This is a genomic window from Klebsiella sp. CN_Kp075, assembly GCF_040065055.2.
GTDB classification, from domain to species: Bacteria; Pseudomonadota; Gammaproteobacteria; order Enterobacterales; family Enterobacteriaceae; genus Klebsiella; species Klebsiella aerogenes.
On record NZ_CM198050.1, the window covers coordinates 2,399,290 to 2,420,667 of the forward strand.

Annotated in this window: 20 protein-coding genes; 11 read left to right on the forward strand and 9 right to left on the reverse strand. The window is 54.3% G+C overall.

The genetic code is table 11. The features are described 5' to 3' along the window. The first annotated feature begins 108 nt into the window (after nucleotides 1-108). Nucleotides 109-1,278 (forward strand): pyridoxal phosphate-dependent aminotransferase, encoded by a 1,170-nt coding sequence (locus ABLV78_RS11425; protein WP_045393965.1) that lies wholly within the window; start codon nucleotides 109-111, stop codon nucleotides 1,276-1,278. Between the two features lie 11 nt (nucleotides 1,279-1,289). After that, complete coding sequence (locus ABLV78_RS11430; protein ID WP_015366384.1) at nucleotides 1,290-2,063, forward strand: ABC transporter substrate-binding protein; 774 nt, start codon at nucleotides 1,290-1,292, stop codon at nucleotides 2,061-2,063. Nucleotides 2,064-2,104: 41 nt separating this feature from the next. Here the strand turns inward: ABLV78_RS11430 and ABLV78_RS11435 are convergent, their stop codons facing one another. Continuing rightward, nucleotides 2,105-3,193 (reverse strand): NAD(P)-dependent alcohol dehydrogenase, encoded by a 1,089-nt coding sequence (locus ABLV78_RS11435; protein ID WP_047048799.1) that lies wholly within the window; start codon nucleotides 3,191-3,193, stop codon nucleotides 2,105-2,107. 321 nt (nucleotides 3,194-3,514) lie between these two features. Between ABLV78_RS11435 and ABLV78_RS11440 the strand changes: the two genes are divergently transcribed. Both ABLV78_RS11440 and rimL read left to right on the forward strand, forming a co-directional pair. Further along, nucleotides 3,515-5,170, forward strand: a complete 1,656-nt coding sequence (locus ABLV78_RS11440) for a glucan biosynthesis protein D (RefSeq protein ID WP_047048797.1) — start codon at nucleotides 3,515-3,517, stop codon at nucleotides 5,168-5,170. A 68-nt stretch (nucleotides 5,171-5,238) separates the two neighbouring features. Further along, on the forward strand, nucleotides 5,239-5,799 hold the full coding sequence (gene rimL, locus ABLV78_RS11445) for a 50S ribosomal protein L7/L12-serine acetyltransferase (protein ID WP_045393973.1): 561 nt from the start codon (nucleotides 5,239-5,241) through the stop codon (nucleotides 5,797-5,799). Between the two features lie 4 nt (nucleotides 5,800-5,803). Here the strand turns inward: rimL and ydcK are convergent, their stop codons facing one another. Next, entirely contained in the window at nucleotides 5,804-6,784 is a 981-nt protein-coding gene (ydcK, locus tag ABLV78_RS11450) for a YdcK family protein (protein ID WP_047048792.1), read from the reverse strand. 111 nt (nucleotides 6,785-6,895) lie between these two features. On the opposite strand from ydcK, the gene tehA reads away from it, so the two are divergent. Both tehA and tehB read left to right on the forward strand, forming a co-directional pair. Beyond that, entirely contained in the window at nucleotides 6,896-7,894 is a 999-nt protein-coding gene (gene tehA, locus ABLV78_RS11455; RefSeq protein ID WP_047048789.1) for a dicarboxylate transporter/tellurite-resistance protein TehA, read from the forward strand. A gap of 2 nt (nucleotides 7,895-7,896) precedes the next feature. Then, nucleotides 7,897-8,493 carry a tellurite resistance methyltransferase TehB gene (gene tehB / locus ABLV78_RS11460; RefSeq protein ID WP_047048785.1) on the forward strand — a complete coding sequence of 199 codons (597 nt, stop codon included), beginning with the start codon at nucleotides 7,897-7,899 and terminating at the stop codon, nucleotides 8,491-8,493. On the opposite strand, the gene pepT is transcribed toward tehB, so the two are convergent. After that, nucleotides 8,490-9,719 (reverse strand): peptidase T, encoded by a 1,230-nt coding sequence (gene pepT, locus ABLV78_RS11465; RefSeq protein ID WP_047048782.1) that lies wholly within the window; start codon nucleotides 9,717-9,719, stop codon nucleotides 8,490-8,492. The genes tehB and pepT overlap by 4 nt on opposite strands. Nucleotides 9,720-10,029: 310 nt before the next feature. Here pepT and ABLV78_RS11470 point away from each other — a divergent pair, with 310 nt between their 5' ends. Together ABLV78_RS11470 and ABLV78_RS11475 are read left to right on the forward strand one after the other, a co-directional pair. After that, entirely contained in the window at nucleotides 10,030-11,622 is a 1,593-nt protein-coding gene (locus ABLV78_RS11470) for an ABC transporter substrate-binding protein (protein WP_047048778.1), read from the forward strand. 135 nt (nucleotides 11,623-11,757) lie between these two features. Beyond that, a complete protein-coding gene (locus ABLV78_RS11475; RefSeq protein ID WP_045393989.1) occupies nucleotides 11,758-12,426 on the forward strand; it encodes a DUF3313 domain-containing protein in 669 nt (222 codons plus the stop codon). A gap of 45 nt (nucleotides 12,427-12,471) precedes the next feature. On the opposite strand, the gene ABLV78_RS11480 is transcribed toward ABLV78_RS11475, so the two are convergent. Beyond that, nucleotides 12,472-13,368, reverse strand: a complete 897-nt coding sequence (locus ABLV78_RS11480) for a DMT family transporter (protein WP_047048775.1) — start codon at nucleotides 13,366-13,368, stop codon at nucleotides 12,472-12,474. A gap of 184 nt (nucleotides 13,369-13,552) precedes the next feature. Here ABLV78_RS11480 and ABLV78_RS11485 point away from each other — a divergent pair, with 184 nt between their 5' ends. Continuing rightward, nucleotides 13,553-14,422 carry a helix-turn-helix domain-containing protein gene (locus tag ABLV78_RS11485; RefSeq protein WP_047038408.1) on the forward strand — a complete coding sequence of 290 codons (870 nt, stop codon included), beginning with the start codon at nucleotides 13,553-13,555 and terminating at the stop codon, nucleotides 14,420-14,422. Here ABLV78_RS11485 and ABLV78_RS11490 read toward each other — a convergent pair. After that, a complete protein-coding gene (locus tag ABLV78_RS11490; RefSeq protein ID WP_045393997.1) occupies nucleotides 14,399-15,565 on the reverse strand; it encodes a benzoate/H(+) symporter BenE family transporter in 1,167 nt (388 codons plus the stop codon). The two genes, ABLV78_RS11485 and ABLV78_RS11490, sit on opposite strands and share 24 nt — an antisense overlap. A gap of 93 nt (nucleotides 15,566-15,658) precedes the next feature. Here ABLV78_RS11490 and ABLV78_RS11495 point away from each other — a divergent pair, with 93 nt between their 5' ends. Together ABLV78_RS11495 and ABLV78_RS11500 are read left to right on the forward strand one after the other, a co-directional pair. After that, nucleotides 15,659-16,204: a helix-turn-helix domain-containing protein gene (locus tag ABLV78_RS11495; RefSeq protein WP_047048772.1), complete on the forward strand. Its 546-nt coding sequence runs from the start codon at nucleotides 15,659-15,661 to the stop codon at nucleotides 16,202-16,204. 233 nt (nucleotides 16,205-16,437) lie between these two features. After that, nucleotides 16,438-18,399: a peptidase U32 family protein gene (locus ABLV78_RS11500; protein ID WP_047048769.1), complete on the forward strand. Its 1,962-nt coding sequence runs from the start codon at nucleotides 16,438-16,440 to the stop codon at nucleotides 18,397-18,399. A 9-nt stretch (nucleotides 18,400-18,408) separates the two neighbouring features. On the opposite strand, the gene ABLV78_RS11505 is transcribed toward ABLV78_RS11500, so the two are convergent. The 4 genes from ABLV78_RS11505 to ABLV78_RS11520 form a co-directional block, all read right to left on the reverse strand. Further along, nucleotides 18,409-18,645 carry a DUF2554 family protein gene (locus ABLV78_RS11505; RefSeq protein WP_045394002.1) on the reverse strand — a complete coding sequence of 79 codons (237 nt, stop codon included), beginning with the start codon at nucleotides 18,643-18,645 and terminating at the stop codon, nucleotides 18,409-18,411. A 165-nt stretch (nucleotides 18,646-18,810) separates the two neighbouring features. Then, entirely contained in the window at nucleotides 18,811-18,936 is a 126-nt protein-coding gene (locus ABLV78_RS11510; protein WP_064571560.1) for a DUF2474 domain-containing protein, read from the reverse strand. Then, nucleotides 18,936-19,946, reverse strand: a complete 1,011-nt coding sequence (gene cydB, locus ABLV78_RS11515; protein WP_047048766.1) for a cytochrome d ubiquinol oxidase subunit II — start codon at nucleotides 19,944-19,946, stop codon at nucleotides 18,936-18,938. The genes ABLV78_RS11510 and cydB overlap by 1 nt, the downstream gene beginning before the upstream one ends. Further along, nucleotides 19,946-21,343: a cytochrome ubiquinol oxidase subunit I gene (locus ABLV78_RS11520; protein WP_047048764.1), complete on the reverse strand. Its 1,398-nt coding sequence runs from the start codon at nucleotides 21,341-21,343 to the stop codon at nucleotides 19,946-19,948. Before ABLV78_RS11520 ends, cydB begins: the two co-directional genes overlap by 1 nt. Between the last annotated feature and the right edge of the window lie 35 nt (nucleotides 21,344-21,378).

Sequence of the window (21,378 nt, forward strand, 5' to 3'; positions counted from 1 at the left end):
CCTGAGAGCCATGATCGGAATGCATAGCTCTTATGATAACAATTCGCTTGTCGCCTGAAGGCGCTTTGGTTTGAATTGATATGCAAATAAAACGAGAAAGGATTAATCATGGCTCTTAGTGCTTCGGTCACCACTCGCTCGAAATTGCCGGATGTCGGCACCACGATTTTTACCGTTATCGGCCAGCTTTCAGCGCAGCATAATGCGATTAATCTCTCTCAGGGCGCGCCTAATTTTGCCTGCGACCCACAGCTGGTGGCCGGCGTGACGCAGGCGATGAACGCCGGACATAACCAATACGCGCCAATGACCGGTCTGCGGGCTTTAAAAGAGCGTATCGCTGACAAAATCGCTACGTTATATGGCACGCAATATGATGTCGATAACGAAGTGTTGGTTACCGCCAGCGCCAGCCAGGGGATCTATTCCGCCATTGCCGGGCTGGTGCATGCTGGCGACGAGGTGATTTACTTTGAGCCTTCGTTTGATAGCTATGCCCCGATAGTGCGTCTGCAAGGCGCGACGCCGGTGGCGATTAAGCTCACCGTGCCGGATTTTGCGATTAACTGGGACGAGGTGCGTGCCGCGATTACCCCGCGGACGCGGATGATCATCATTAATACGCCGCATAATCCAAGCGGCCAGGTATTATCCGCCAACGACCTTAATCAACTGGCGATGCTTATCCGCAATACCGATATCGTGGTTTTGTCCGACGAAGTCTACGAGCACGTAGTCTTCGACGGCGAAAAGCATCACGGCATGGCGACCCATCCGCAGCTGGCGGAACGCAGCGTGATTATCTCTTCCTTCGGTAAGACTTACCACGTGACCGGCTGGCGCGTTGGCTACTGCGTGGCGCCGGCGGCGCTAATGGATGAGATCTGCAAGGTACATCAGTTTCTGATGTTTTCTGCCGATACGCCGATGCAGTACGCTTTCGCAGAGCATATGCAGAATCCGGCTTCATGGCTGTCGCTGGCCGCTTTTTATCAGCAAAAGCGTGATTTGCTCCAGCAACTGCTGCAAGACTCGCCGTTCCGCTTATTGCCGAGCGCCGGCTCTTTCTTCATGCTGGCGGACTATCGCCATTTCAGCGATGAGCATGACAGTGAGATGGTTAAGCGGCTGATTACCGAATACGGCGTCGCCACGATTCCGCTATCGGCATTTTATACCGATGGCACTGATAACAAACTGATTCGGCTCTCTTTTGCCAAAGATGAAGCCACATTGCGGGCCGGCGCCCAGGCGCTGTGCCGCGTTAAGCCGCGTTAAGGAGCCAGATGATGAAAATAAAAGCCCTAACTCTTGCTTTGGGAATGCTGTGTACCGTTTCAAGCTTTGCCGCCAGCGAGTTACGCTACGGCGTGGAGGCGGAATATCCGCCGTTCGAAAGCCGCAATCCGGCAGGGGAGTTGCAGGGTTTTGATATTGACCTCGGCAACGCGATTTGTCAGGCCGCGCAGTTGAAGTGCAGTTGGGTCGAAACTTCCTTTGATGCCCTCATTCCGGGGCTGGTAGCGAAGAAATTCGACGCGATTAATTCGGCGATGAACATTACCGAACAGCGGCGCAAGAGTATTGATTTCACCCAGCCGATCTACCGTATTCCTTCACAACTGGTGGGCAAGGCCGACAGCGGTATGCAGGCGACGCCGGAAGGGCTGAAGGGCAAAACCATCGGCGTGCTACAGGGCTCGATTCAGGAGACCTTTGCCAAGGAGCACTGGGAAAAACACGGCGTCACGGTGGTTTCCTACAAAGACCAGAACATGGCGTGGGCCGATCTGCTTAACGGCCGTATCGACGCCTCGCTGGTGATGTCTGCCGCCGGGCAGGCCGGATTCCTCAGTAAGCCGCAGGGTAAGGGATTCGGCTTTATCGGTAAGCCGGTGGCTGATGATACGATTCTGGGTAGCGGTATTGGCTACGGCTTGCGCAAGGGCGATGAGGCAACTAAAAAACAGCTCGACGCCGCAATTGATAAAGTGCGCGCCGACGGCACTATCACCCGTCTGGCGGCAAAGTACTTCCCCGGTATCGACGTTAGTGTGAAATAATCTTTATTTGCGGCTCTTTGCAAGGCAAAGAGCCGCCCACATTACATCAGTACCACCGGTTTGATGACTTTACCGGAAGCTGAATCTGCGAAAGCCTGATTAATCTCTTCGAGCGGATAGAACTCGATAAGCTTATCAATGGGGAATTTCCCTTGTTTATAAAACTGTACCAGCTGCGGAATAAATAGCTGCGGTACGGCGTCGCCTTCAATGACTCCAATCAATGATTTACCTTCCGCCATCAGATCGTTTTGCACATTAAAGGTGATATCGCCGGTAAAGCCGATGACCGCCACCGTGCCTAACGGCTTAATCGCGTGGATCGCCTGCAGGACGATGGCGGCGACGCCGGTCGTTTCGATGGCGTAGTGCGCCCCTTTGCCGGTCAGTTGGCGAATGACCGCAACGCTATCTTCCTGTTTGCCATCGATCACGTGGGTTGCGCCGAGTTCACGTGCCAGCTCAAGGCGATTGGCATGAATATCGACGGCGATGATTTGGCTACAGCCGGTGAGCTTTGCGGCCATAATGGCGCTTAAACCAACCGCGCCGCAGCCGAATACCACCAGCGATTCCCCGGCCACCGGTTTTAGTCGATTCAACACCGTGCCGCTACCGGTTTGAATTCCGCAACCCAGCGGACCAAGAAGCGATAGTTCGACTTCACGGTCGACAACAATAGCATTCGTCGCTTTGGTGACCACATACTGACTAAACGAAGATTGGCCAAAGAAAACGGATAATTCTTGATCATCAAGACGATATGGGGTGGAGCCATCGTCTAAGCGTCCACCAAAGTTTAAGTCATTGAAACTTTCGCACGCGGAAGGATGGTTGGTGAGGCAGTTTTCGCAGCGATGGCAGGCGGCGTAGCTCAGTACTACATGATCGCCAATTTCGACCCCACGAACGGCATCACCGACGTTAACCACGATACCTGCGCCTTCGTGGCCCAGAATGGCCGGCATCGGCAGGATCCCGGCGTTATCGCGGATCACCGCGTCGGTATGACAGACGCCGGTAGCGACAATTTTTACCATCACTTCGTCTTTTTTAGGGGCGCTAACCTGAATATTTTTAATGCTGAATGGCTGTTGATAACCCAACGTCACGGCGGCTTTTACTTTCATTAGATACTCCTGACATTTTCCCTGGAGAATAGAGATTACACCTGGTGTGATGAAAATTTATCCTGTTCGTGCTGAAAATAAACAAAACGCGGGTAAAAATGGGTAGGTATCGGATCAGTGTGTGTTCGCCAAAACAGGTCAGCGATAGCGATCGTATGGCGGTTATTCAGTCTGTTCCGGTGGACATCTTTTTTTTCATGCTTTTCGCCTGCCAACAATTGGATTATCAATCATTTTTGTCTAGAGTGAGCGGAATTCACGACGCAGATGTTTGCAACGTTGCGTATCCGTCGAACTCTTAAAAAGGACGCTTTTCCAGGCATGAACCGCAGACGTTTTCTTAAATCATCCATGGCTGTTGCCGCCGTATGCGGAACGTCAGGAGTCGCCTCGTTATTCACTAAAGCGGCTTTCGCCGCGGATTCCGCTATCGCCGATGGTCAGACGCGCCGCTTTGACTTTTCCGTGCTGCAGGCGATGGCTCATGACTTAGCCCGCCAGCCGTGGGGCGGAGCGCCGCGCGACCTGCCGCCGACGCTGGCGAATCTGACCCCTCAGGCCTATAACACCATCCAGTATGATGCGGCGCATTCGCTGTGGAATAACGTTGAAGAGCGCAAGCTGGATATCCAGTTTTTCCATGTTGGTATGGGTTTCCGCCGCCGGGTGCGTATGTTCTCGCTGGACTCCCAGTCTCAGCAGGCGCGGGAGATACACTTCCGTCCGGAGCTGTTCCAGTACAACGACGCCGGCGTTGATACCAAACAGCTGGAAGGGCAGACCGATCTCGGTTTCGCCGGTTTTCGCGTGTTTAAGGCGCCTGAACTGGCGCGCCGCGATATCGTCGCTTTCCTGGGCGCCAGCTACTTCCGCGCGGTCGACAGCACTTATCAGTACGGCCTGTCGGCGCGCGGTCTTGCCGTCGACACCTTTACCGATACGCCGGAAGAGTTCCCGGATTTCACGTCATTCTGGTTTGAGACCGTCAAACCTGGCGCGACGGTGTTCACCGTCTACGCGCTGCTCGATAGTCCGAGCGTCACCGGTGCCTATAAGTTCACCGTGAATTGCCAGGAAACGCAGGTGATCATGGATGTCGAAAATCATCTCTATGCGCGCAAGGACATTAAGCAGTTGGGTATTGCGCCAATGACCAGCATGTTCAGCTGCGGTAATAACGAGCGCCGGATGTGCGATACCATCCACCCGCAAATCCACGATTCTGACCGCCTGTCGATGTGGCGCGGCAACGGCGAGTGGATTTGCCGTCCGCTGAATAATCCGCAAAAGCTGCAGTTCAACGCGTTCCAGGATAAAAACCCGAAAGGTTTTGGCCTGCTGCAGCTGGATCGCGATTTCAGTCATTATCAGGACGTGATGGGCTGGTATAACAAGCGCCCGAGCCTGTGGGTGGAGCCACGTAATCAGTGGGGTAAAGGCGCCGTTAGCCTGATGGAAATCCCGACCACCGGCGAAACGTTGGACAATATCGTCTGCTTCTGGCAGCCGGAAAAACCGGTAAAAGCGGGTGATGAACTGGACTTTAGCTACCGCTTGTACTGGAGCGCGCAGCCGCCGGTGCGCTCGCCGCTGGCGCGAGTGCTGGCGACACGCACCGGAATGGGCGGCTTCCCGGAAGGATGGGCGCCGGGTGAACACTATCCGGACAAATGGGCGCGTCGTTTCGCCATCGACTTTGTCGGCGGCGACCTGAAAGCTGCGGCGCCGAAAGGTATTGAGCCGGTGATTACGCTCTCCAGCGGCGAGGCTAAGCAGGTAGAGATCCTCTACGTCGAGCCGTTTGACGGCTATCGTATTCTCTTTGACTGGTATCCGACTTCAGATTCCACCGATCCGGTGGAGATGCGCATGTTCCTGCGCTGTCGCGGCGACGCTATCAGCGAAACCTGGCTGTATCAGTACTTCCCGCCAGCGGCGGATCGGCGTAACTACGTTGATGACCGGATTATGAAATAACCCAGGCCGTCGCTACCCGCCCGCGGTGCGCTACTGCGGGCGTTGTTGTTTATCAGTGAGATATTGTCATGACTGGCGAAAACAGCCCCACCATCGAAACTATCCCGGTCAACGAACAGCTGGAGCTGCGTGCGGTTGACGAACGTTACGTCAGTGAGCTACATCAACTGGTGCTCAAAAACCGTAATTGGCTGCAGCATACGTTAAGCTGGCCTGCGGAGGTGCTGAGTGAAGATGAAACCCGGCGCCACGTGCAGGGAAACGTGATGCTTCACCAGCGCGGTTATGCAAAAATGTTCCTGCTGTTTTTACAGGGGCAGATGATCGGCGTTCTGTCATTTAACCAGATTGAACCATTGAATAAGACGGCCTATATCGGTTACTGGATCGATCAAAGCCATCAGGGGCAGGGACTGTTGTCGCAGGCGTTACAGGCGTTTATCCATCATTATGCGCAAACGGGCGTCGTGCGCCGTTTCGTGATTAAATGCCGGGTCGCCAACCAGCGCAGTAATCAGGTGGCGCTGCGTAATGGTTTCGAACTGGAAGGTTGTCTGAAGCAGGCCGAGTTTTTAAATGGCGCGTATGACGATCAGAATATCTACGCGCGGATTATCGACCCGCAATAATCGGCTATAGCGAACCCAGCAGCGGTGTGCGGGTGATATGCTCGTCGCCGCTGACGATTTTGCGCCCGCGAAGATGAATTCTGTCACCCTCCAGCGCTTCGATACAGGCGTTACCGCAGATTTCTACCTGATGTTCGATAATCACATCGCCTCGAATCGTCGCGTGCCCTTCGATAAGGACCTCGTCATCCAGCAGAATGGGGCCGCCGAGAAGATGGGCGTGTCCGCCGACCATCACACGATGTTTTAACAAGCAGTTGCCTTCGACCACGGCGTTTTCGCCCACCTGGGAACTGTAGCGCAGGGTTGGGATCTGATCCTCGCCGCGCCCGGCGACCAGCCGCGCGCAATCGTAGACCCGGGCGTTGTCACATATCCATACGTCGTTATCTTCATTACCTTCAATACGCGCGTTATCGAACACTTCGGCACGGTGTTCAACAAAAGCGTGCTCAACCACGGCATCGCCGTAAATTTGCGCCTGGTGAACAATCCGTGAGGCGCTAACCGTAGCGCGCTGATAAATTTGCAGCATTTTATCGGTATCAGAGGTGAGTCCCTGAGCGGCAATCACCAGACAGTGGGGGAGAATACGCGCCTGGTCGGCGATTCGACAGACGCCGCGAATTTGTGAATGCTTTATTGTGACGTTGTCACTTATTCTGGCGCCGTGACTTGCCTGAACGTTATCAAGCCAGGCGTTATCGCTAATTGTCGCCCCGTGGCTTATTACACAGGTGCCGGTCAGGCGGGCGTTGTCGTCAACGCGCGCGCCAGCGAAGACGACGCTGTTGGCATCATATATCCAGCAGTCGCCGCCCTGGCTTAACGCGGCTTCATCATCGAGCCAGCCGCCTTCGCTACCCGCCTTAACGTCTGAGAAATCAATCAGCGCCACGATTTGCCGCAGAGTTACGCTATGTTTAATCCCGTCTTCTTCAAACTGATACAGGCGGACGTGGTCGCTCAGACGAAATTTCTTCATCAGTATTTCTCTTTACCGTTGGTTAACACAAACATAGCAAAAATCTCCGTAGCGCGTTTTATAAGGTTCCTTTAAAATGCAACTTCAAATTAAATTGAAAGTTTAATTAAAATGAATAAAAACGCAGCGAGCGGCCAGGTGCTGAATCTACCGGCTGGCTATTTTGGTATGGTGCTGGGAATTATCGGTATGGGGTTCGCCTGGCGCTATGCGAGCACTCTCTGGCCGGTGAGCATGCTTATTGGCGATGCGCTGGTGGTGCTGGCGACGGGGATCTGGGCGCTATTGATGTTAGCGTTTATTGCACGGGCGATTCGTTTCCCGTGGAGCGTGCTGCAGGAGATGCGTCATCCGGTGGCCAGCAGTTTTGTCAGTTTGCTCCCGGCGACAACGCTGTTGGTGGCAATCGGCTTTGTCCCCTGGTACCGACCGTTATCGCTGGCGTTATTTGCTGCGGGCGTTACGCTGCAGCTTTGCTATGCGGCCTGGCAGAGCGCGGGGCTGTGGCGGGGTAAACATCCGCAAGAGGCAACGACGCCCGGTTTATATCTGCCGACCGTCGCCAACAATTTTATCAGCGCCATGGCCTGCGGTGCGCTGGGGTTTAATGATGCCGGACTGGCGTTTCTCGGCGCTGGCGTCTTTTCCTGGCTCAGCCTGGAGCCGGTTATCCTGCAGCGGCTGCGCAGCAACGGCGAGCTACCGGCGGCGTTGCGGACATCGTTGGGCATCCAACTGGCGCCGGCGCTGGTGGCCTGTAGCGCGTGGCTCAGCGTCAACGGCGGTGAAGCCGATACGTTTGCCAAAATGCTGTTTGGTTACGGTCTGCTGCAATTGCTGTTTATGCTGCGCCTGATGCCGTGGTATCTGCAGCAGCCGTTTAATGCTTCATTCTGGAGCTTCTCGTTCGGGATTTCCGCACTGGCGACCACCGGCCTGCATTTGGGGCACGGTGAGCAGCACGGTTTTTTCCATACGCTGGCGATCCCCTTATTTATTTTTAGCAACCTGATTATCGGCCTGCTGCTGCTGCGTACCTTTCTGCTGCTGGTGCGAGGTAAACTGTTCATTCGCGTAGACCGTGCCACTTTATTGCCAAACAAGGATTAATCATGACGACTCGTGACGAAAACTACTTTACTGAAAAATATGGCCTGACGCGCACCCACTCAGAAGTAGTGTATGCCGCCTCGCTGATGCAGCCGGGACAGACGCTCGATCTTGGTTGCGGCAATGGACGAAACAGCCTGTATCTGGCAGCGAAAGGTTACAACGTCACGGCGTGGGATAAAAATCCCATGAGTATCGATAATCTGGAGAACATTCGTCAGGCTGAAGGGCTGGAGAACCTGCAGACGGCGATTAAGAACCTGAATACGCTGAGCTTTGATGGCGAGTATGATTTTATTCTGTCTACCGTGGTGATGATGTTCCTGGAAGCCAAAACCATCCCTGGTCTTATCGCCAACATGCAGCGCTGCACTAAGCCTGGCGGCTATAACCTGATTGTTGCCGCCATGGATACCGAAGATTACCCCTGTACCGTGGGCTTCCCGTTCGCCTTCAAACCTGAAGAACTGCGTGACTATTATGCTGGCTGGCAGCTCCTCAAGTACAACGAAGACGTCGGCGAACTGCACCGCACCGACGCCAGCGGCAACCGCATCAAGCTACGCTTCGCCACGATGCTGGCGCGTAAACCGGCTTAATCCGCCGCCAGCAGGCACAGCTGCAGGGCGGTTAGATAGGAGGCCTCAAAGGCGCGCAGCGGCAAAAATTCGAATTTCGAATGGAAATTATGCGCGCCGGTGAAGAAGTTCGGCGTCAGCAGACCCTTTGCCGATAGCGCTGCGCCGTCGGTACCGCCGCGCATCGGCGTGGGTTTTGGCGTTATACCGAGGCTTTCCATCGCGGTGAACATCAGGTCAATAGCCCGGCGGTCTTCGCCAATGGCGTTGCTGATATTGCTGTAAGTATCGCTTATCGTGAATTCAACTCTGGCAGTGGGGTACTGGGCGGCGATTTTCTCTGCCACTTCGCCAATCTGTTGTTTGCGGCGGTTAAAACTGTCCAGATCGAAATCGCGAATGTTGGCCTGCAACCGCGTGCTGTTCTGATCGCCATGAATACCGTTAAACCACACGTAGCCTTCGCGCCCGGCGGTGTGCTCCGGCGTCTGCTGGCGGTCGAAATAGCTCATAAAGTCGGTAGCCATTAACAGCGGGTTGACCAATACGCCTTTGGCGGACATCGGATGTGCCGTGACGCCGGTAAACCGTATCTCCGCAGAGGCGGCGTTGAAGTTTTCATAAACGAGTTCGCCCAGCTCGCAGCAGTCGATGGTCCAGGCAAAATCGACGGCGAAACGCGAGAGATCCAGCGCTTTTGCCCCGCGAAGACCCACTTCTTCGTCCGGGACGAACGCCACGACGATATCGCCATGCTTATGTTCGGCGGTCATGTTTTCCAGCAGCGTCATGACAACGGTCACCGCCGCTTTGTTATCGGCGCCCAGTACGCTGGTGCCGTCGCTGAAAATAATCTCTTCATCACGATAGGCCAGGATTTCCGGATGCTCGTCAACCCGCAGCCAGATTTGCTGTTCCGAATTAAGACAGAGATCTTCACCAGTAAATCGCAGAATTTGCGGATGAATATCCGGCGACAGCCCGACATCAACGGTATCAATATGCGTGATAAAGCCGATCCGCGGCGCCCCGGGGACGGTGCCTTTTTTTACCGCCGTCACGGTCGCATGCTCGTCGACAACGATATCGTCAAGGCCAAACTGACGTAGCTCGTCGGCTAACGCCTGCGCCATCTGATGTTGTCCGGGCGTCGTGGGTAACGTGGTTGCTCGTGGATCGCTTTGGCTGGTGATAGCCAGATAGCGAAAGAAGCGCTGGGTTAATTGTCTGGTTAAGGGCGAGGCCATAGTGTTTCCTTCTATATACCCGTCATACTTCAAGTTGCATGTGCGTTGGCAATAACTCGGCCCATCCCTGGGCCTCGCCCTTACGGGCGCAGTGAACTGCGTTCAAATTCGTTCCTGACGAATTTGTCCTCACTCACCCCAGTCACTTACTGGAGTAAGCTCCTGGGGATTCGCTGCGTCGCCGCCTTCCTGCAACTCGAATTATTTAGGGTATAGTTATTTTTAAGGTGTTTGCAATCTGGCTTTAGTGTTATCTATGGGCAATAAAACAACAAGCTATTCATTAGTCAAAAAATGAAAAGGGAAACGCATGCAACGCACATTTACTTCAATAGCTCTGACGATAGCGGCATTAGCGGTGAGTTCCGCTGTGAATGCGAAAACACTGGTTTATTGCTCTGAAGGCTCGCCGGAAAACTTTAATCCGCAGCTTTATACTTCCGGGACCAGCGTCGATGCCAGCGCGGTACCGATATATAACCGGCTGGTGGACTTTAAAGTTGGCACCACGGAATTGCAGCCCAGCCTGGCGGAAAGCTGGGAGGTGAGCGACGATGGCAAAGTTTATACTTTCCACTTACGCAAGGGCGTTAAATTCCAAAGTAATAAGTATTTTAAACCGACCCGTGATTTTAATGCCGATGACGTTATTTTTTCCTTTATGCGGCAAAAGGATCCGAATAACCCTTATCATAATGTCTCTAATGGCAACTACTCCAATTTCGAAAGCCTGGAGTTTGGTTCGTTAATTACCGCAATTGATAAACCGGATGAATATACGGTGCGTTTTACCCTCGCGCACCCCGAGGCGCCTTTTGTTGCTGACCTCGGTTGGTATTTTGCTTCAATCCTCTCTGCGGAATATGCTGATGCGATGCTGAAAGCCGGTACCCCGCAGCGTGTTGATATGGATCCCATCGGCACCGGGCCGTTTAAGCTTGCGCAATATCAAAAAGATTCGCGGATTTTGTTTACCGCATTCCCTGATTACTGGCAGGGAAAAGCGAAAATCGATCGTTTAGTATTCAGTATCACGCCTGATGCCTCGGTGCGCTACGCTAAGCTCGAGAAAAATGAGTGTCAGGTCATGCCGTTCCCTAATCCCGCCGATTTACCGCGGATGAAAGATAATCCGCAGATCAATCTGATGAGCAAAGCCGGGCTTAATACCGGTTTCCTCGCCTTCAACACCCAGAAAGCGCCGCTGGATAACGTTAAGGTGCGCCAGGCGTTGGCCATGGCGATCAATAAACCGGCAATTATCGACGCGGTGTTCCACGGTACCGGGACAGTAGCGAAAAACCTGCTGCCGCCTGGCGTCTGGAGTGCCGATGCCGACCTGCAGGACTACAGCTGGGACCTGGAAAAAGCCAAAGCGCTGCTGCGTGAATCCGGCGTGAAGAGCCCCATTACCATCGACCTGTGGGCGATGCCGGTTCAGCGTCCTTATAACCCAAATGCGAAACGAATGGCGGAAATGATCCAGGCCGACTGGGCTAAAATCGGCGTGCAGACCAAAATCACCACCTATGAATGGGGCGAATACCTTAAACGGGTGAAAGACGGCGAGCATCAGGCGGCGTTGATGGGCTGGACTACCGCGACCGGCGACCCGGATAACTTCTTTGGCCCATTATTTACCTGTCAGTCGGCCAACGGTGGTTCTAATTCGGCGAAATGGTGCTACGCGCCGTTTGATAAAATTATCGCCGAAGCCAAAACCATCACCGACAGGCCGCAACGAGAAGCCTTGTATAAACAGGCGCAGCAGATGATGCACGATCAAATGCCGGCCGTGATGATTGCGCACTCAACTATTTTTGAGCCGGTTAATAAATCGGTGATCGGGTATGAAATCGACCCTTTTGGTAAACATATTTTTTATCAAGTGGACGTAAAATAAACATCGTAAATAAATCCGCCGCGTTGGCGGATTTATTTTTTGCAAGGAGTTGACGGACCACCTTTTTTGTCACAAAACTTAGCGTGGGAATTTGTTATAAATCTTGCCGACAAACTGCATTTACAGGGATCATCCATGCGTACAAAAATGTTATTTAAAGTAGCCGCTCTGGCCGGGCTACTGGCATTAACCGGTTGTGCATCTAAACTGGCGCAACCGGATCAGTATTCCGGGTTCTTAAAAGATTACTCTAAGTTAAAAGAGACTACCTCGGCCTCCGGCAAACCAGAGCTGCGCTGGATCTCCCCGGACTACAATCCGAACAACTATGACAATGTTGTTTATCGTCCAATCACCTACTACCCGGTGCCGAAACCAACGACTCAGGTAGGGGAGAAAGCGCTGCAGGACATCCTCAATTACACCAACAAGCAGATGAAACAGGCCATCAGCGAACGTAAACCGTTGGCGACCACGGCTGGCCCTCGCAGCCTGATTTTCCGCGGCGCCATCACCGGTGTTGATACCAGTAAAGAAGGGCTGCAGTTCTATGAAGTGATCCCGGTAGCGATGATTGTCGCGGGTACCCAGGCGGCAACCGGCCATCGCACGATGGACACGAATCTCTACTTCGAAGGCGAACTGATCGACGCGAAGACTAATAAGCCGGTTATTAAGGTTGTGCGTAAGGGCGAAGGTAAAACGCTGTCTAATGAGAGCACGCCGCTAACCGCTGATACGTTGAAGCAGGTGATTGATGACATGGCGATCGACGCGGTGAAATTCGACCCGTCACAGAAGTAATTGATGCGTTAAGCCCGTCTGGCGCGATGCCTGACGGGCTTATTATCAGGCCAGCCGGCGGCGCATAAATAGCTGCTCGGGGCGGGCGAACATCACCAGATTTCCTACCAGTATTAACGCAAGACCTATCACCGCGTTGCTATGCCAGATGTAACCTTCATAGAAGGTGGAGATAGTTAATGCCACCAGCGGGAAAAGCAGCGTGCTATAGGCCGCTTTACTGGCGCCGATACGTCCTACCAGGGTGAAATAAGCGCCGAAGGCGATCACCGAACCGAACAACGCCAGATACAGCAGGGCGCCCATATAACTCCAGGTCCACTGTGGCATAAAGTTATCGCCGCGCAGCAGCGCGATCGCGCCCATCACCAGCGTGCCGTAAAACATGGCCCAGCTATTGGTGGTCAATGTCTCAAGCCCGCGGCGCTGGTGGCGAATACTCAGCATATTGCCCAATGAAAAACCGTACGTTCCCAGGGCGCTCAGGCCGATTCCCCACAGTAGCGACGCGTTCAGACCATTGGCGAGGAGATCGTCCCAGAAGAGGGTGACGATTCCGGCGAGCCCCAGCGCCGCCGCCAGCCAAAAGCGCCCCGGCGGCTGCTGGCGGAAGAAAATAAAGCTGTTGATCGCGTTAAATAATACCGCCATCGAAAAGATCACCGACTCAAGGCCGGTATTGATATGCGCCGCGGCGGTATAAAAACACCAGAAGTTAAAGCAAAAGACGCAGCAGCCTTGCAGCATGCAAAACAGATGATCGCGCATTGCCAGCGGGCGCAGACGGCGGGTAATCAGCAAAATTGTCAGCATGGTGACGCTGGCGACGGCAAAACGCCAGAAAATTGACACCGGCGCGGCAACGGGCCCCTGTTGTAAAAAGATAGCAATCCATGTGGTACCCCAGATAACCACCACCAGCCCGTAGAGTAATGCGTTCAAAATGTCTCTCCTGTTAATATGCCTGGCGTGAGTGTGCGGTTTTTCCGGGCAAAGCGCTGTCACCTTTTTGTTGCCGACTTGCAAAATCTTGCGCTTATTTTTCACAAGCTCATGGTCAATGCTGGTAAGCGTAGAGGACAATTTATAGACTAGAGGTCTGCGGATTAAAAACGATGTGAAGGCTATGGCATACGGGACGTTCGAAACATTACAACAACAAAATGCGGTGCTGCGGGGGACCGTAGAACTCAATTCCGGGATCCAGCTTGCCGCGTGGTACAACGACCTCGATCGAATCACGGTGCGCAGCGACCACCACACGTTGAGCCTGTATGTCGCCGATGGTTACGAAAGCTACCAAAAAACGCCCTACGGCTGGAAGAACGGCGGCGGGCCGGATCGTTTTTGTCTGATGCCGAAGGGCGATGAAAGCACCTGGGATATTCGCGGCGATCTTTCGTTCGTTCATCTCTATTGCACTGATGAACACCTGCGCCGCGTCGGCGAGCAAATTTGGGATCGCAGTCCTGCTTCTTTCACCTTGCAGGAAAAGACCTTTGCCAGCGATGACAAAATTACGGCGGTCTATCGTCAGTTTCTGCTCGACAACGACTGGCGCCAGCAGGCTAATCAACTGCTGTTAAGCTCGGCCAGTACGCTGCTGTTGACGCATCTGATCCAAAACTATTCGAACGTCCAGTGGCGGTTGCCGACCGTTACCGGCGGCCTGGCGCCGCATCTGTTGCGTAATCTGTTGGCGTGGATTGAGGAGCACCTCGAGCAACCGCTAACGCTCGCCGATCTGGCCGCCCAGGCGTCGCTTAGCGAATACCATTTTGCACGGATGTTCCGCCAGTCAATGAATATGGCGCCGCACCAGTATGTGATGCAGCGGCGGATGCTCAAGGCGCAACATCTGATTTGCCATACTCAGCAGCCGTTGACCGAGATAGCGTTAGCCTGTGGCTTTAGCTCCGCCAGCCATTTTAGTCATCGGGTAAAAAGCGCCACGGGTCTTACGCCAAGCCAGCTACGCGCGGCGCAGCGCGGTTAATAGCGCATAGCTGATACCGCCGAGGACCAGCCCCCAAAAGGCCGAGCCGACTCCTGCAAGGGTAACGCCGCTGGCGGTGACCAAAAATGTTACGACTGCGGCATCGCGTTCGCTCTCATGCCCCAGCGCCTGATAGAGACTGCCGCTAATGGTTCCCAACAATGCCAGCCCCGCCAGCATCTGGATCCACACCGGCGGCAGCGCCGCCATTAGCGCGGTTATCGAACCGCCAAATAGACCCGCTAACAGATAAAAAAAACCGGCCGCCGCTGCGGCGAGCCAGCGCTTATCCGCATCCGGATGCGCATCCGGACTTTGACAGATCGCGGCGGTAATGGCGGCGATGCATACGGAATAGACGCCAAATGGTGAAAATAGCAGCGCCAGCGCGCCGGTAAATACGATAAGCGGCGAGACCGGAACCCGATAGCCTGATGCCTGAATAGTCGCCAGCCCCGGCGCATTCTGCGAAGCCATGGTGACAAGAAAAAACGGTACACCGACGCTGAGTAACAGCGAAGGAGTGAACTGCGGGGTAATCCACTGCGGAGCAACAAAAACCATATCGTTTGCCACTGGTGACAGCGCGCCGGTTAGCAGGGCGATGACCCCACCTGCCGCTAATGCCGCGACCACCGCAAAACGTGGATAAAGCGCTTTGCATAACAGCCAGGCGGCGAACATCCCGCCGCATAGCAGGAGATTATCCTGCAAACTGCCAAATGCCTGCAGACCAAAGCGTAGCAGGATCCCCGCCAGCATTGCCGCCGCCAGCGAATGCGGAATGATTTTCATGAGGCGGGCAAACAGTCCCGTCACGCCACATAGCAGGATCAGCGCGTTGGCGAAAACAAATATTCCCACCGCCTGTGCCAGCGTCGCTCCCTGTAATCCACTGACCAGTAAAGCCGCGCCTGGGGTTGACCATGCGGTGAGGATGGGGACTTTCCGCCATAACGTTAATACCAGCGTGCTGACGCCCATCGCCAGGCCAAGGGCGGTCATCCAACCGGCTATTTGCCCGGCGTCGGCGCCAGCGGCGGCGGCCGCTTGCCAAATGATGGCGGCGGAGCTGGCGTAGCCTACCAGCACGGCGACAAATCCCGCGAGCAGCGTGGGGATGGGAAGGGTAAAGGAGCGCATGAACACCTCTTGTGCGTTATAACATACGACGAAGGTAGCATTGTGCGTTATAGCGTACAACTGGTAATATCAAGAAAATGACGAGGAGCACCAATGAATATTGCCCAACATCTGGCATTGACGCTGAAAAGCCTGCGTCAGCAGCGCGGCTGGAGTTTGTCGCGGCTGGCGGAAGAAACCGGAGTATCAAAGGCGATGCTCGGGCAAATCGAACGTAATGAATCGAGCCCAACGGTTGCGACATTGTGGAAGATAGCCACCGGCCTCAATGTGGCGTTTTCGACTTTTATTGTCGCTGATGAGTCCGCAGCGCCCGCCGCCTTCGACCCGCAGCAGCAGGCGATGGTGGTGACGCCCATCTTCCCATGGGATCCCGAACTGCGTTTTGACCATTTTTCGATTACCCTCGCCCCCGGCGCGCTGAGCGAATCGACGCCGCATGAGACCGGCGTCATTGAACATGTGGTGGTCATTAGCGGTACGCTGGATTTATGTCTGCAGGGGCAGTGGCATTCATTGCAGGCGGGAGAAGGGCGGCGCTTTGCCGGTGACCTGACGCACGCTTACCGCAATAGCGGCGCGCAGACGGCGCACTTTCATTCGCTGATTCATTATCCAAAAGAAAAAGCCGCGGACTAATCCGCGGCCAATCAAGATGACTGAGACTAAAATTCACAACGTGACGAGGAAAATCCGGAATACGCAGCCACTGTAACCTTGCCGGGTTTTCATGAGAAATAGCTTTTTCTTCAATGCTTTGCCGATTTCTGCAAATTCGCTGTGCGGGCGCGGCGGAAAATGTTTTCGTCTGCGCTCAGTTCTGACTACAATAGCCGCCATTTCGACCCCCTATAACGGATAACGACGAGCGTATGCGCCTGCAAAACCATCATCTTGAACTTCTTAGTCCCGCCCGCGATGCCGGGATCGCCCGTGAAGCGATTTTACACGGCGCCGATGCGGTCTATATCGGCGGGCCGGGCTTCGGCGCGCGGCATAATGCCAGTAATAGCCTGAGCGATATCGCCAACCTGGTGCCGTTTGCGCATCGCTTTGGCGCTAAGGTGTTTGTGACGCTGAATACCATTCTTCATGATGATGAACTGGAACCCGCGCAACGTCTGATTACCGATCTGTACGAGACCGGCGTCGATGCGCTGATCGTGCAGGATATGGGGATAATGGAGCTGGATCTGCCGCCAATCGAGCTGCATGCGAGCACCCAGTGCGATATTCGCAGCGTCGAGAAGGCGAAGTTTCTCTCTGATGCAGGCTTCAGCCAGATTGTTCTGGCTCGCGAACTCAACCTCGAGCAAATTAAAGCGATCTACGACAATACCGACGCGACTATCGAGTTCTTTATTCACGGCGCCCTGTGCGTTGCCTATTCCGGCCAGTGCTATATTTCTCACGCGCAAACCGGACGTAGCGCCAACCGCGGCGACTGCTCTCAGGCTTGCCGCCTGCCTTACACCCTGAAAGACGATCAGGGGCGCGTCGTGGCTTATGAAAAACATTTATTGTCGATGAAAGATAACGATCAAACTGCCAACCTGGCGGCATTGATCGACGCCGGCGTGCGCTCCTTTAAGATTGAAGGGCGCTATAAAGATATGAGTTATGTGAAAAATATCACCGCTCACTATCGTCAGATGCTGGATCGTATTATTGAAGACCGCGGCGATCTCGCGCGTTCTTCCGCCGGGCGCACCGAGCACTTTTTCGTGCCGTCTACCGATAAAACGTTCCATCGCGGCAGCACCGACTATTTTGTTAACGCGCGTAAGGGCGATATCGGCGCGTTTGATTCGCCGAAATTTATCGGTCTGCCGGTAGGCGAAGTATTAAAAGTCGGAAAAGATTATCTCGATGTCGAAGTGACCGACGCGTTGACTAACGGCGACGGTCTGAATGTCATGATCAAACGTGAAGTTGTCGGCTTCCGTGCCAATACGGTGGAGAAAACGGGGGAAAACCGTTATCGCGTCTGGCCAAACGAGATGCCGGCAGACCTGCATAAAGTACGTCCGCATGAGGCGCTTAATCGTAACCTCGACCATAACTGGCAGCAGGCGCTACTGAAAACTTCCAGCGAGCGTCGCATTGCGGTTGATATCGCGCTGAGCGGCTGGCAGGAACAATTGGTGCTGACCATGACCTGTGAAGACGGCGTCAGCGTCACGCATACGCTGGATGGCGAATTTGCCGAAGCGACCCAGGCGGAAAAAGCGCTGGCTAATCTGCGTGATGGCGTGGCGAAGCTCGGGCAGACTATTTACTACCCGCGTGATGTGCAGATTAATCTGCCGGCGCTGTTTGTACCGAACAGTATGCTCAACCAACTTCGCCGCGAAACGGCAGAGATGCTCGATCAGGCGCGCCTCGATGCCTGGCAGCGCGGTACGCGTAAACCGGTCTCCGTACCTCCGCCGGTGTATCCGGAAACGCATTTGTCATTTCTGGCGAACGTTTATAACCACAAAGCGCGCGCTTTTTATCAGCGTTACGGCGTACAGCTGATTGATGCGGCGTATGAAGCTCATGAAGAGAAGGGCGACGTACCGGTGATGATCACCAAGCACTGCCTGCGTTTTGCCTTCAACCTATGTCCGAAGCAGGCTAAAGGCTCGATTAAAAGCTGGAAGGCGACGCCGATGCAGCTGATCCACGGTGATGAAGTCCTGACGCTGAAATTTGATTGTCGCCCGTGCGAAATGCACGTGGTGGGTAAAATCAAAAATCATATCCTCAAGATGCCGCATCCGGGCAGCATCGTCGCCTCCGTTAGCCCGGACGAGCTGATGAAAACGTTGCCCAAGCGTAAAGGCGCGTAAGGGCCGTTCTCACAGCGGGCCGTTATGCGCCTTTGCTTTGCGCGCATACTGCCGGTGATGATGCTCGCGCAGCGAGCTGGCGGTCTCCTCAGCCTGGCTGCGTAGCTCATCGCAATCAGCCTCGTGCAGTAACTGCTGTTCGAGGCTTTGCACCGGGAAATATTCATGCCCCTGACGCTGGGCTAACACATGGCCGGACAATAACCCGCACATCAACACAACCGCTGTCAAAAATTTTCGCCACATATCATTTTCCATATCAATAGATAACGCATGAGTAATATGGTTGATTTAATATCGGCTTTTTTGCCTGGTTATCAAAGAAGCGCAAGGCTTTGTCAGGCGCGGCTGAAGAATGATGAAAAAAAAGCCTGACGCGTCAAGCGCCAGGCTAAGAAACAGTTTCTTTTATCAGGCGCGAAGCCCGGCGGCGTTCATCAGCAGGCGGAAAATCATGCTGACGGCGCCCAGCGCCAGCACGCTAGCCCCCCATATGGCCACCAGCCATAGCAAACGTTTTATCCATGATCTCTCCATCAGTGATATCCCTCGCCAGGTTGAACTTTGCCGCGGAATACGTAGTAGCTCCAGAAGGTATAACCAAGAATGACGGGAATAATCAGTAGCGCGCCAACCAGCATAAAGCCCTGGCTTTGCGGCGGCGCCGCGGCCTGCCACAACGTAATCCCCGGCGGGATAATATTCGGCCAAATGCTGATCCCAAGCCCGCTAAAGCCAAGAAAGACTAATCCCAGCGTCAATATAAACGGCAGGACGTGAGCGTCGCGTTTCCCAAGCGTGCGCCATAACAAGGCGCTGATGGCGATAACCAGTAGCGGCACCGGCAGCAGGTAAAACAGGTTCGGCAGGCTAAACCAGCGCTCGGCGATAGCCGGCAGAGAGAGCGGCGTCCACAGACTAATCGCGGCTATCGCCACCAGTAAGGCCAGCAGAAGAAAGCGTGAAATTCTGCGCATGGTATTCTGCAACGGATTCTCGCTTTTCATCACCAACCAACTGGCGCCCAACAACGCGTAAGCAACGGTGAGGCCGAGGCCGCAGAAAAGGGTAAATGGCGTGAACCAATCCCACATTCCGCCGCTAAAGCTGCGACCGCTGACCGGAAAACCATGAATGACCGCGCCAACGACCATGCCCTGGGTGAATGTCGCCAGTAGCGATCCGCCAAGAAAAGCTTTATCCCAGAAAGGACGGTGCGTAGGGGTAGCTTTGAAGCGAAACTCGAAGGCCACGCCGCGAAAAATAAGGCCGATCAGCATCAGGGTTAAGGGTACCGACAGCGCGTCGATAATCACCGCATAGGCCAACGGGAAGGCACCGAAAAGACCTGCGCCGCCAAGCACCAGCCAGGTTTCATTGCCATCCCATACCGGGGCGACGCTGTTGACCATCACGTCGCGCTCTTCATCGCCGCGTACGGTAACAAACAGAATCCCAATCCCTAAGTCGAAACCGTCCATGACGATGTACATCAGCGTGGCGAACACGATGATAACAAACCAAATAACCGATAAATCAATACCCATTAGCGGGACTCCTTATGCTGAAAACCATCCATAACGGCAGAAAGCGGACGCGCGGGCGTACCTGTTGGCGCCGGTGTCTGCTCCTGCGGTCCTTTGCGGATCAGGCGCAGCATGTAGCTATAACCGACGCCGAACACCGAACTGTAGACGGCAATAAAGGCCAGCAGGCTAATGGTCATATGCAGATCGCCGTGAGCTGATACGGCCTCGGAGGTGCGCTGTACGCCGTAGACGACCCATGGCTGGCGGCCAACTTCGGTGGTCACCCACCCAGCAAGAATCGCAATCAGTCCGGAAGGCCCCATCCATAACGCGAAGCGCAGGAAAGGTTTTGAGGTATACAGACGCTGGCGATAGCGCAGCCACAGCGCAATGGCGCCAAGCAATATCATCAGCATTCCCAGACCGGCCATCAGACGAAATGACCAGAAGACAATGGTTGAGTTAGGGCGATCTTGCGGGGCGAATTCCTTCAGCGCCGGTACCTGCTTATCGAGGCTATGGGTAAGAATCAGACTGCCGAGGGCGGGGATCTCCAACCCGTAGCGGGTGCGCTCTTGTTGCATGTCCGGCCAGCCGAACAGCAGCAGCGGCGTCGGTTCGCCGGGCGGATTTTCCCAGTGGCCTTCGATGGCGGCAATCTTCGCCGGTTGGTGTTTCAGGGTATTAAGCCCATGCATATCGCCGATTAATGCCTGGATGGGGGCGACAATCAGCGTCATCCATAGCGCCATTGAGAACATGGCGCGGATGGCATGGGTTTGGTTGCCGCGCAGCAAATGCCATGCGGCGGATGCGCCCACGAATAACGCGCTGCTAAGAAACGCAGCAACGGACATATGGAATAAGCGGTAAGGGAAAGAAGGGTTAAAGATAACGGCGAACCAGTCTACGGGTACGATCTGGCCGTTAACAATTTCAAAACCTTGCGGTGTTTGCATCCAACTATTTGAGGCCAGGATCCAGAACGTGGAAATAATGGTGCCCAGCGCCACCATACAGGTGGCGAAAAAATGCAGGCCGGGGCCGACACGGTTCCAGCCAAATAACATCACGCCAAGGAAACCGGCCTCCAGGAAGAACGCGGTAAGGACTTCATACGTTAGCAATGGGCCGGTAATGCTGCCGGCGAACTGAGAAAAACCGCTCCAGTTTGTGCCGAACTGGTAGGCCATAACCAGCCCTGAGACCACTCCCATACCAAAGTTGACGGCAAAGATTTTCGACCAGAAATGATACAGCGAGCGCCAGACAGAATTTTTTGTTTTTAACCACAATCCCTCAAGTACCGCCAGGTAACTGGCAAGACCGATGGTGATCGCTGGAAAGATGATATGAAATGAGACGGTAAAGGCGAATTGGATCCGCGCCAGATGAAATGCATCAAGACCGAACATGCAAGGCTCCACAACAAAATTGATTCTGCGCAATT